Annotated in this window: 11 protein-coding genes; 3 read left to right on the top strand and 8 right to left on the bottom strand. The window is 63.7% G+C overall.

Annotated elements, in window-relative coordinates:
• Positions 1–53: 53 nt before the first annotated feature.
• The 7 genes from ACZYHG_RS12005 to cysG form a co-directional block, all read right to left on the bottom strand.
• Positions 54–674 carry a DJ-1/PfpI family protein gene (locus ACZYHG_RS12005; RefSeq protein WP_464613961.1) on the bottom strand — a complete coding sequence of 207 codons (621 nt, stop codon included), beginning with the start codon at positions 672–674 and terminating at the stop codon, positions 54–56.
• 187 nt (positions 675–861) lie between these two features.
• Positions 862–2,469 carry a GMC family oxidoreductase gene (locus ACZYHG_RS12000; protein WP_464613960.1) on the bottom strand — a complete coding sequence of 536 codons (1,608 nt, stop codon included), beginning with the start codon at positions 2,467–2,469 and terminating at the stop codon, positions 862–864.
• Positions 2,470–2,564: 95 nt separating this feature from the next.
• The gene (locus ACZYHG_RS11995) at positions 2,565–3,098 is read right to left on the bottom strand and encodes a DUF934 domain-containing protein (protein ID WP_464613959.1); all 534 of its coding nucleotides are present in this window, start codon (positions 3,096–3,098) and stop codon (positions 2,565–2,567) included.
• 172 nt (positions 3,099–3,270) lie between these two features.
• Positions 3,271–4,035, bottom strand: a complete 765-nt coding sequence (locus ACZYHG_RS11990; RefSeq protein ID WP_464613958.1) for a phosphoadenylyl-sulfate reductase — start codon at positions 4,033–4,035, stop codon at positions 3,271–3,273.
• Positions 4,010–5,680, bottom strand: coding sequence for a nitrite/sulfite reductase (locus ACZYHG_RS11985; RefSeq protein ID WP_464613957.1), 1,671 nt, complete (start codon positions 5,678–5,680; stop codon positions 4,010–4,012). Before ACZYHG_RS11985 ends, ACZYHG_RS11990 begins: the two co-directional genes overlap by 26 nt.
• Positions 5,681–5,725: 45 nt before the next feature.
• Positions 5,726–6,019, bottom strand: a complete 294-nt coding sequence (locus ACZYHG_RS11980) for a DUF2849 domain-containing protein (protein ID WP_464613956.1) — start codon at positions 6,017–6,019, stop codon at positions 5,726–5,728.
• A complete protein-coding gene (cysG, locus tag ACZYHG_RS11975) occupies positions 6,016–7,467 on the bottom strand; it encodes a siroheme synthase CysG (protein WP_464613955.1) in 1,452 nt (483 codons plus the stop codon). The genes ACZYHG_RS11980 and cysG overlap by 4 nt, the downstream gene beginning before the upstream one ends.
• A 313-nt stretch (positions 7,468–7,780) precedes the next feature.
• Here cysG and ACZYHG_RS11970 point away from each other — a divergent pair, with 313 nt between their 5' ends.
• Both ACZYHG_RS11970 and ACZYHG_RS11965 read left to right on the top strand, forming a co-directional pair.
• The gene (locus tag ACZYHG_RS11970) at positions 7,781–8,014 is read left to right on the top strand and encodes a hypothetical protein (RefSeq protein ID WP_464613954.1); all 234 of its coding nucleotides are present in this window, start codon (positions 7,781–7,783) and stop codon (positions 8,012–8,014) included.
• 3 nt (positions 8,015–8,017) lie between these two features.
• Positions 8,018–9,799 (top strand): cation:proton antiporter domain-containing protein, encoded by a 1,782-nt coding sequence (locus tag ACZYHG_RS11965; RefSeq protein ID WP_464613953.1) that lies wholly within the window; start codon positions 8,018–8,020, stop codon positions 9,797–9,799.
• Here the strand turns inward: ACZYHG_RS11965 and ACZYHG_RS11960 are convergent.
• Positions 9,796–10,608: an AraC family transcriptional regulator gene (locus tag ACZYHG_RS11960; RefSeq protein WP_464613952.1), complete on the bottom strand. Its 813-nt coding sequence runs from the start codon at positions 10,606–10,608 to the stop codon at positions 9,796–9,798. The two genes, ACZYHG_RS11965 and ACZYHG_RS11960, sit on opposite strands and share 4 nt — an antisense overlap.
• 102 nt (positions 10,609–10,710) lie before the next feature.
• On the opposite strand from ACZYHG_RS11960, the gene ACZYHG_RS11955 reads away from it, so the two are divergent.
• Positions 10,711–11,631, top strand: coding sequence for a zinc-binding dehydrogenase (locus ACZYHG_RS11955; protein WP_464613951.1), 921 nt, complete (start codon positions 10,711–10,713; stop codon positions 11,629–11,631).
• Positions 11,632–11,634: the final 3 nt, after the last annotated feature.

Below are 11,634 nucleotides of genomic sequence, written 5' to 3'. Positions count from 1 at the left end.
TTGCTATGGAAAGGCCGCCGCGCCATGGGCGCGGCAGCCCTGAAAATCCTGGATCAGGCGGCCTGGCGCTCGTCGCGCATCAGGATCTCGCCGTGGCGGATTTCCGTACCCAGCACTTTGAGGCATTCGCGGATAAAGTTGGACAGGCCCGGCCAGCCCTTGGCTGAAACGAGATTGCCGTCGACATGGGCGCCGGTCGGCGCGACATCGATGTAGATGCCGCCGGCCAGCGTCACTTCCGGCTCGCAATAGTGAAGTGCCGCCACTTCCCTGCCCCGCACAACGCCATCGACCGCGATCAGGATCTGCACGCCATGGCAGATGGTGAAGATCGGCTTGCCGGCATCGTGGAAATGTCGCACCAGCGCCTGCACCCGCTTGTCGATGCGGATGTATTCGGGACCGCGCCCGCCCGCCGCGTAGACCGCATCGTATTGGGCCGGATCCACCTCGGAAAACGTCTTGTTGAGGATGTAGTCGTGGCCGAGCTTTTCGGTATAGGTCTGGTGGCCTTCGAAATCGTGCAGTGACGTCTTCAGGATATCGCCCGCCTTCTTGTCCGGGCAGACGACATGCACGGTGTGGCCGACCGCATGCATGGCCTGTTCAAAGACGAAAATCTCATACTCCTCGCTGAACTCGCCAACGAGCATCAATATCTTCTTGCCAGCCATTTTCTGGTTCCTCCCTTGTGGCCATTTATTTCGGAGTGCGAAATAATGGACCTATCCTAAGGGCAGGATGGCCAAAGGGAAAGCGCAAATCGCACAATTGGTACGACCAGTTTTCCACGATCGGACCTACAAAGTCGTTATTGTCGTCCACAAGACGCTAAGACTAGCGCCACTGGTTCGACCAAGGTCAGGCGGCAGCCTTGATCATATCCGCCGCCTTTTCGGCAATCATGATCGTCGGCGCATTGGTGTTGCCGCCGATCAGCGTCGGCATCACCGAGGCATCGACGACCCGCAAGGCTTCAAGCCCATGGACCCGCAATTGCGGATCGACCACCGCCATCTCGTCGACGCCCATGCGGCAAGAGCCGACCGGGTGATAGACGGTGTCGGCGCGGGCGCGGATATGTCCCATCAAGTCGGCATCGCCTGGCGCGCCGGCGATGTGCATTTCCTTGTGCCGATAGCGCGCCAGCGCCGGTGAGCCCAGCACCTGCCGGGTGAGCTTCACGCCCTTCAGCAACAGCTCGGCATCGCGTTCGTCTTCGAGGAAGCGTGGATCGATGCGCGGCGCGGCCAGCGGATCGGCGCTGACCAGGCCGACCTCACCGCGTGAGTGCGGCCGCAAGATGCAGACATGGCAGGAGAAACCAAAGCCATAGTGCAGCGTGCGCGCATGGTTCTCGACCAGGCCGATAATGAACTGCAATTGCAGGTCAGGACGATCGAGCGCCGGATCGGATTTGACGAAAGCGCCGCTTTCGGCGGCCGGCGAGGAGATCAGTCCGGTGCCATCCCGCCGCCACTGCAGGATATGCCTGAGGAAACCGACCGCGCCGCGCGGGCTCATGCCGAGCATGTCGGTATCCCTTGATTTCCAGCCGACGATGAAATCGAGATGGTCCTGCAAATTCTTGCCGACACCCGGCAATTCGTGGGTGACGGGAATGCCGTGCATGGCAAGTTCGGCGGCCGGGCCGATACCGGACAACAGCAACAGTTGCGGTGAGCCGAAGGCACCGCCGCACAGGATCACCTCGCGCGACGCCTGCGCCACCGCCTCTCCCTGGCGGGTGCGGTAGCGGACGCCCGTGGCGCGCTTGCCGTCAAGGACGACGCCCGTGGCATGCGCCCGCGTAATGACGGTCAGATTGGCCCGCTGCATCACCGGATGAATATAGGCGGCGGCCGCCGAACAGCGCTCGCCGTTGCGCGCGCCGCCGGCAAATTGCGTGACCTGGAAATAGCCGGCGCCCTCTTGCTCCGGCCCGTTGAAATCGTCCGTCATGCGGATCTGGTTTTCCGCGCAGGCCTCGATGAAGGCTTTTGCGATTGGCCGCGGCGAACGCTGGTTCGAAACTTTCAGCGGACCGTCGCCGCCATGCAGGGCGTCCGTGCCGCGCTCGTTGCTTTCGGCGCGTCGGAAATAGGGCAGCACCTCGTCCCATGACCAGCCCTCACAGCCGAGATCGGCCCATTCGTCATAATCGCTGCGATGGCCCCTGACATAAAGCATGGCGTTGATGGCGCTGGAGCCACCCAGCGCCTTGCCGCGCGGCTGATAGCCCTTGCGGCCGCCAAGCCCGTCCTGCGGCACGGTCTCGAAGGCCCAGTTGTTGATCTTCGGCCGGCCAGAAAGCATGCCAATGATGCCGGCCGGAGCCCGAATCAGCATATCCCTGCCCTCGCCGCCGGCTTCGATCAGGCAGACCGTTTTCGATGGATCTTCGGAAAGCCGTGCGGCAAGCGCACAGCCAGCGGACCCGCCGCCGGCGATCACATAGTCGAAAGCCATGGTTTCCTCCTCGCATCCGGCGGATGTTTCCGTCCGGACAGCTCAGAGAAGGCCCGATCACGAGCGATGTAAAGACGCGCGCAATTACCGCAGCGTCAGCTGCTGCGAACGCGCCGCCAGGAATATTTCGGGCCGTTGGGCTCCGGCACGGCGGTCGGCTGGTAATAGAGCCCCAACCCGCCGGTGCGGCCCTCTTCCAGGCGCTTCAACAGCACCGGGTTTGAAATCTCGAACTCGTCGAAGCCAAGCCGCAGCATATGCGGCAGCGGGTCGACCAGCACCTGGCCGGTGGCACGAACGGCACCCTCGAAATGATAGCGGCTGCGCAGCAGTTCAGCCTTGGAGAAGGAGCGCCCGTCGCTGAAGGCCGGAAACACCAGCGCCACCAGCGACAGCTGGTCGAGCAGGTCGGCGATCTTCTCAAGCTGATCACCGGGCTGCAAAACGACGCCGAGCCGCTCCTTGGCCGAGCGGCGCACCTCGGGATCAAGATCGAGGAACGCCTGCAGCGGCAGGATGAAGCGGCCATTGCCGGACAGCGCGTCAGCGCTTTCGGCATGAGCCCACTCATCCTCGCGAAAACCCTCCGGGGTCCAGAGCCGGGTCTCCGGTGTCGTCGTTTCGGTCATAAAAAAGGTCCTAAATATTCAAACGAGCCAAGGATGTGTTGAGATTCAGGTCAGGCTGCGCCGAAAATGGCGGCTTCCGGGGTCGCCCTTGCGACGAGCGGAGCGTACTTGAAGTACGTGAGCACCGGAAGCTGTCGTTTGCAGGCCAGCCTCACCTGAATATCAACCCGCCCTATAGTGATGCGTCGGTCAGCGAAACTTCCAGTCCCGACAGGTGAATGCCGCACTCGGTCTTGGCATGACCGGCCCAGCGGCCGCTGCGCGCATCCTCGCCCGGCTGCACCGGCTGCGTGCACGGGAAACAGCCTATCGACAGGTAGCCATAGGCGACCAGCGGATTTTCGCGCAGCGCATGCGCGCGCATGTAGTCGGCCTGGTCCGATGTCGTCCAGTGCGCCAGCGGGTTGATGCGAATGCGCGCGCCGACCGCCTCGAACACCGGAAGCGCAGCCCGCGTCGAGGCCTGGAAGCGCTTGCGCCCGGTGAGCCAGGCACGGAACGGCGCCACGCCACGCGCCAGCGGCTCGACCTTGCGTATGCCGCAGCAGGCGTCGGTGTCGCTCTGGTGCAGATTGCCCGTCGGGTCGATCCGTTCGAGCGCTGCTTCGTCGGGTTTGATCACTTGGATGTTGGTCAGCCCGAAATCGGCAACGAGCGCGTCGCGGTAGCCAAGCGTTTCATCGAAATGCTTGCCGGTATCGAGGAAGATGACCGGCAGCGACCGGTCGATCTCGGAAATCATATGCAGCAGCACCGCCGAATCCGCCCCAAAGGACGACACGGCGGCGATCTCGTCATGAAACAGTTCGCCGGCCGCGCGTTCGATGATCTCGAGCGGCTTCAGATGACCGTAAAGCGCGTCAAGCCCCGCCGCCTTGGCGGCGACGCCGTCATCGACTTCGACAATGCGGTCAAGCGGCCTTGGTTTCGCCAGCATAGAGCGCCTCCTTGAACGGCGCGGGACCGACACGGCGGTAGGCGTCGATGAATCTTTCACTGGGGTTGAGCCGAAGGCCGAGATAAGTCTCGACGATCTGCTCGATGGCGTCGGTGATCTCTTCCGACGAGAAGCCGCGGCCGATGATCTCGCCGACCGACGTGTTCTCGTCAGCCGAACCGCCCAGCGTCACCTGATAGAGCTCGGAGCCCTTCTTCTCGACGCCGAGGATGCCGATGTGACCGACATGGTGGTGGCCGCAGGCATTGATGCAGCCTGAAATCTTCAGCTTCAGTTCGCCGATCTCGCGCTGCCGCTCCAGCGATGCGAAGCGTTGCGAGATTTCCTGCGCGATCGGGATCGAGCGCGCCGTCGCCAGCGCGCAATAGTCGAGCCCCGGGCACGCGATGATATCCGATATCAAATTGGAATTGGCCGTCGCCAGCCCGATATCGACCAGCGCGTCATAGACCTCCTTGAGGTCGGCGCGCGCCACATGCGGCAGGATCAGGTTCTGCTCATGGCTGACGCGCAGCTCGTCGAAGGCGTATTTTTCGGCGATGTCGGCAACCGCTTCCATCTGGCTGTCGGAAGCATCGCCCGGCACCTCGCCGATGCCCTTCAGCGAGATCGTCACCGCCGCATAGTCGGGATGGCGGTGCGTCACCACATTCTGGTCGAGCCACTCCGAAAAACCCTTCGAATCCAGGCGGGCGAGCTTGACCGCATGGTCGCCCTCCGGCCGCTCAGTAAGAGCCGGCGGCGCGAAATAAGCCTCGATGGCGCGGATGTCGGCTTCCGGCAGCTTCAGTTCGGCGTCCTTCAGCTCCTGCCACTCGGCCTCGACCTGACGGGTGATTTCCTCGACGCCGGTCTCGTGGACCAGGATCTTGATGCGCGCCTTGTACTTGTTGTCGCGGCGGCCATAGAGGTTGTAAACGCGCAGGATCGCCGTGCAGTAGGACAGAAGGTCGGCTTCCGGCAGGAAGTCGCGGATCTTCTTCGCCACCATCGGCGTGCGGCCCTGGCCGCCACCGATATAGACGGCAAAGCCGAGCTCGCCAGCGGCGTTCTTCTTCAGATGCAGGCCGATGTCATGCGTCTGGATGGCGGCGCGGTCGCGCTCCGCACCCGTCACCGCGATCTTGAATTTTCTCGGCAGGAACGAGAATTCCGGATGCACCGACGACCATTGCCGCAGGATTTCCGCGTAGGGGCGCGGATCGGCGGCCTCGTCGGCGGCGGCACCAGCGAAATGGTCCGCGGTGACGTTGCGGATGCAATTGCCGCTGGTCTGGATGGCATGCATCTCGACGCTGGCGAGATCGGCCAGGATCGCCGGAATGTCCGACAGCGCCGGCCAGTTGAACTGGATGTTCTGGCGCGTCGTGAAATGGCCGTAGCCCTTGTCGTATTTGCGTGCGATGTGGCCGAGCATGCGCAGCTGCTTGCCGCTCAGCGTCCCATAGGGCACCGCGATGCGCAGCATGTAGGCGTGCAGCTGCAAGTAGACGCCGTTCATCAGCCGCAGCGGCCGGAACTGGTCCTCGGTGATCTCGCCAGACAGCCGGCGCTCGACCTGATCGCTGAACTCGGCGACACGGGCCTGGACAAAATCGTGATCGAACTCATCGTAACGGTACATGTTTCGTCTTTCAGGGCGCGTCCGCCCGTTTCACTTAAATCTTGGCTACGCCGCCCGCTCGGCCTGCTTGCCGAGATCGCTGCGGATGGTCGGTCCTGCGGCGCGGATTTTTTCACGCAACCGCACCGGCTCGACAATGCCGTCGACGACATCAGCGTCGATCAGATTGACGTCGACCACTTGATTGGAGGCATAGGCCTTGGCGCCAATCGCCTCCAGGCGGTCCTCGGCGGCCTTGTCATGGGCGAGGTCGGCATGGTCCACGGTCTCGGCCCAGCCGCCATCGGCATACCAGACGGCAATGCCATCGGTCAGGCGGTTGGCGGTCAGTATCTTCATGGCTGAACTCTCTCAGTGGCGGCTTTGGCCGCGCTTTCATGCCTGTATGCCGTGAGCGGCTCGGACCGTTCAAAATTGGCGCCGGCAACGGCATCGCCGATGATGGTCATGACCGGCCCGGAAAGATCGGCGCGCGCCTCCAGCGACGGCAGGTCGGCCAGCGTGCCGTGGAAACGGCGGCGGTTTCGCAGGCTGGCATTCTCGACAACGGCCACCGCCGTGTCCGGCGACAGCCCGGCTCCGATCAGACGGCCGGCGACTTCGGCCGCGACCGAGCGGCCCATGTAGACGGCGACCGTGGCGCCGGAGATCGCAAGCTTGGCCCAGTCGGGCAATGAATTGCCTTTGAGATCGTGGCCGGTGGTGAACACCATCGAGGAAGACACACCACGCAAGGTCAGCGGCAGTTCGAAATCGGCCGCGGCGGCAAAGGCCGCGGTGACGCCCGGAACCACCTCATAGGCAATGCCGGCATCGCGCAGTGCCGCCATCTCCTCGCCGGCCCGCCCGAACACCAGCGGATCGCCAGACTTCAGCCGCACGACGCGCTTGCCCTGTCGGCCGAGTTCAACCAGCAGCGCATTGATCTCCGCCTGGCTCTTGGTGTGGCATCCCTTGCGTTTGCCGACCGGCAGACGCTCAGCGTCGCGGCGGCCCATGGCAACGACCGCCTCAGGCACCAGCGCGTCATGGACGATGACATCGGCTTCCATCAGCAGGCGATGCGCCCGCAACGTCAAAAGATCCTCGGCGCCCGGACCGGCGCCGACCAGCGCGATGTGGCCCACAGCCGGCGCGTTCGACAGCAGAAGATCCACAGCTGCGTCATGCGCCTGCGACAGCTGGCCGGCTTCCACCGCATGGGCCGGTGCACCCTGGAAAAAACTGCTCCAGAACCGGCGGCGGGCATTGCCTTTCGGCAGCAGTTTCTCGGCCGCACCGCGCAACGAAGCGGCAAGCGTTGCCAGCGACCCGAGCGACGGCGACAGCATCTGGTCGATACGGCTGCGCAGCATCTGGGCAAGCACGGGGCCGGCGCCTTCGGTTCCAATGGCGATGGCGACCGGCGCGCGATTGACCAGGGCCGGGGTAAAGAAATCGCAGAGCTCGGGCCGGTCGACGGCATTGACCGGAATGCTCAAGCGGCGCGCATCCGTGGCGACGCGGCGGTCAAGCGCCTCATCGCCGCTGGCGGCAAACACCATGACCGCGCCTTCGAGCTGCGAAGCATCGTAGGCCGCTGCAACAAGGCTTGCGCCGGACTGAGCAATGAACGCCAAGAGCTCGGGTTCGGCATTTTCGGCGATGATGCGCAGCACCGCGCTCGACTGCCCGATCAGCCGCGCCTTGGCCAATGCCTCATCGCCGCCGCCGACGATGGCCACGGCTTCGCCCTCGATCCGCATGAAGACGGGGAAGGCATTGAGCTTTGGGGTGACGTGCGACATGGCGGTGAGCGGAATCCTGAACAGGATTGCAGTTTTACGCCCGAGCGCGAAAAACCAGAAGCAAAGCACTCGCGCATCCTGCGATGGCAGGCAATCGCTTTTTCGCAACCGCGAAAGGCAGGAGAAAAATATTCCACATCCAGGGTGTGGGCGGATTCAAGCCGCTGAAGCGAGCCTTGATTTCAGCTCTTTTTAGCCGCTTGCCCTTTGTCTGGCAAAACAGTTTTTTCTAATTTCTACCAATTCAGTAGATTAAAGTCGCCAGCCGGCGGTTTTCAATCTTTGGCCCCCGCCGGCGGGGGTTCGGCCGGCGTTGGCGGATGGAAAATTTCGGTTTCGCGAGGCGTTCCCATCACGTCCGCAGCCGCAATCAAAACTGCTGCGGGCCGGCGGCATCTCGGCCGCCGGCCAAGCATTTTGCGGCCTCACCGTCGATTTTCGCACCCTCGCGGGTTGCATCACCATCACCCCTTCCACCATATTGCAAACGAGCGGCGGCTTCGGGCGGCGCACACCCGACATCGCTAATCTGAAAGGCGCTCCATAGACAATGCCGCATGACACGCCCCTTATCGCCACCATCGTTGCCGGTCTGGGGCTGGCTTTCGTCTTCGGCGCTCTCGCCAATCGGTTCCGCATCCCACCGCTGGTCGGTTATCTCGTAGCCGGCGTGCTGGTCGGGCCGAACACGCCGGGTTTCGTCGCCGATGCCGGCCTTGCCAACGAACTGGCCGAAATCGGCGTCATCCTGCTGATGTTCGGCGTCGGCCTGCATTTCTCGCTCAAGGACCTGCTGTCGGTCCGCGCCATCGCCGTGCCCGGTGCGATCGTCCAGATCGGCTTTGCCACGGCACTCGGTGCCGGGCTTGCCTGGATGCTCGGCTGGTCGATGGGCGCAGGACTGGTCTTCGGCCTGGCGCTGTCGGTGGCTTCCACCGTCGTGCTGCTACGGGCCTTGCAGGAGCGCCGCATAATCGAGACCGAACGCGGCCGTATCGCCGTTGGCTGGCTGATCGTCGAGGATCTGGCCATGGTGCTGGCGCTGGTGCTGCTTCCGGCGCTTGCTGGCGTGCTCGGCGGCCAGGAACAGGCTGATGCCCATGCCAGCGGCCTGCTGTCGCTGCCTGCCAGCTACGGCATCTGGGGCGTCGTCGGCGTCACTCTGGCCAAGGTCGCCGCTTTCGTCGTCGTCATGCTGGTCGTAGGGCGCAGGGTCATTCCCTGGATCCTCCACTATGTCGCCCATACCGGCTCGCGCGAACTGTTCCGGCTTGCGGTGCTGGCAATCGCGCTCGGCGTCGCCTTCGGCGCGGCAAAGCTGTTCGGCGTGTCGCTGGCGCTGGGCGCCTTCTTCGCCGGCATGATCATGAGCGAATCCGAACTCAGCCATCGCGCCGCCGAAGAGTCGCTGCCGCTGCGCGACGCCTTCTCGGTGCTGTTCTTCGTCTCGGTCGGCATGCTGTTCGATCCGTTCAGCCTGCTCAGCAACGGCCTGCCGATCCTGGCGACGCTCGCCATCATCATTATCGGCAAGTCGCTGGCGGCCTTCGTCATCGTCATCGCCTTCGGCTATCCCCTGGCCACGGCCTTGGTGATCTCCGCAAGCCTTGCCCAGATCGGCGAATTCTCCTTCATCCTGGCCGAGCTCGGCGTCGGGTTGAAACTGTTGCCTGAACAGGGCCGCGATCTGATCCTGGCCGGCGCCATCCTGTCGATCGTGCTCAACCCGCTGATGTTCCTGGTCATCGACTGGATGAAGCCGTGGCTCGAGGCCCGTGCCGCCCGCAAAGCGCCTGCAACGGAGGCAAAGCCGATCGGGCCGGCGACGGAACCCGGACAGGTCGCGTCGGTAGCGGCGGCAGCCAAGGTGGATGGTCCGCCGCCCAGGACTGGCCTTACCGACCATGCGATCCTGATCGGCTATGGCCGCGTCGGTAACCTCGTCGGCGCGGCGCTTAGACAGGCCGCTCTGCCCTTCCTCGTCATCGAGGACGCCGACAAGACGCTGGCGAAGCTGAAAGCGGACGGCATCGAAACCGTCTCCGGCAATGCGGCCAACGCCGAAGTGTTTGCCGCTGCAAATCCCGAAGGCGCCAGGCGTTTGATCCTCGCCATCCCCAATGCCTTCGAGGCCGGCCAGATCGTGCTCAGGGCGCGTGCCGCCAACCCCGGCATCAACGTCATCGCCCGCGCGCACTCCGATGCAGAAGTCGAGCACCTCAAGGGGCTCGGCGCCGATACGGTCATCATGGGCGAACGCGAGATCGCGCGCGGGATCGTGGAAGAGGTGCTGGGGCACAAGCCAGAGGCGGTTGAACCGTCCGCTGCCTAAGCTGATCGTACGAATGCAGAACCGCCATTCTGTGCGATGCTGCTGAGATACTGTGCGGGAGGCTTGCCGAGCGCCTTTTTGAACATGGTGATGAAAGCTGTGACGGACTCATAGCCGAGATCACCCGAAACCCGCTGAACGCTGGCGCCCGAAGCCAGCTCCCTTATCGCAACGATCAAGTGCAATTGCTGACGCCAGCGGCCGAAGCTTAAGCCTGTCTCCTTCACGATGAGACGCGCGAGACTGCTCTCGCTGAGCGCGACACGATTGGCCCACTCCGCCAGCGTGCTGCGGTCGGCGGGGTCTTCCGCCAACGCTTCGGCGATCCGCCGCAAGCGTGGCTCCGAAGATAGAGGCAGATGCAATTGCTGGACAGGCATATCAGGCAGTTCGGCAAGCAGCACACTTCCCAGGAAACCACACCTTACATCGTCCGGCGCGCAGTCCGACAGTTCGATGATGAGCTCGCGCAGCAGCGGCGAGATCGAAAGCGTGCAGCACCGGTCCGGCAGTTCGGCAGCACCGGGCTCGATGTAGACGAAGAATATCCGGGCGTTGGCCGTCGCGATGTTGCTGTGTTCCATGCGGCTCGGCACCCACACACCGCAGTGCGGCGGCACCATCCAGAGGCCACTGGGAACACGGCAGGTGACGCCGCCGCCAAGCGCGAAGACGAGTTGCCCCTTGCGATGCCAATGCTGCGACACCTCAGCTTTGGTCTCGGTAACGTCGACACGTACGGCGATCGCCGGAGCAAGGACGTCGTCGACGTCGAAATTGAGCCAGGGGTAACGAAGAGGCTGTCTCATATTTGCCTGTTTTTAGCGATCGATTGATTTTATATCTAGATTATTCGTCAACGCAAATCGGTAGGCTCGGCTCCTTCTCGCCAATTGGCAAAGGAAGACGCCATGCTCGCCCTCACCATCTCTTCCGACAACGCCGCCAGATTGAAGCTCGCCGAAGTGGTTGAGCCACAACCTCGCGCGAACGAGGCCCTGGTCGCCGTCCACGCAACCTCGTTGAACCGTGGCGAACTGCGCCTGCTCGCCATACGTCAGGACGGCTGGATACCTGGCCAGGATATCGTTGGGGTTGTCGAACGGGCGGCAGCCGATGGCTCCGGGCCAGTTGTCGGTACCCGCGTTGTGGCTTTGGTCGACGAGGCCGGCTGGGCCGAACGGGTCGCCGTTTCAACCGACCGTCTCGCCGTCCTGCCGAATGAGGTCAGCTCCGTCTCCGCCGCCACGCTTCCCGTGGCGGGCACGACGGCGCTGAGGACTTTGCGCCATGGCGGCGACCTCGCCGATCAGCAGGTGCTGATCACCGGCGCCAGCGGCGCGGTCGGTCGTTTCCAGATCCAGATCGCCCGCGAGCAAGGTGCCTCGGTAACCGCGATCGCTGCCGCACGGCACGCGGAGGATCTCCGCCAGTTGGGAGCCGAGCAAGTTGTCGAGTCGATCGAGCAGGCCAAGGGGCCGTTTTCGCTGATCACCGAGTCGGTCGGCGACGAAAGCCTTGCGCACGCGATTGAACGTGTCGCGCCGGGCGGCACCATAGTCATGTTCGGTTCAAGCAGCGGCGAACTCACCCCCATTGGCTTCCGCCAGTTCGTTCCCGGTCATGAGGGGGCGCGGCTCCAGACGTTCGCCTACTACATGTCCGGCTCGGGCATTGGCGCCGACATCGCCTCGCTGCTCGCTCTGGTCGCGGCTGGCCGGCTGGAAACCCGCGTTTCCTTGACCATGCCGTGGACGGATATCGCCCAGGCCGTGGACGCCCTGCGCCAGCGGAGCTTCAGCGGCAAGGCTGTTCTGACCATAGCCGGATGAGCA

The sequence above is a fragment of the Mesorhizobium subarcticum genome, from assembly GCF_055456085.1.
Note: the sequence above shows the minus strand (reverse complement) of the source record. Positions and strands in the feature narration are given on the sequence as shown.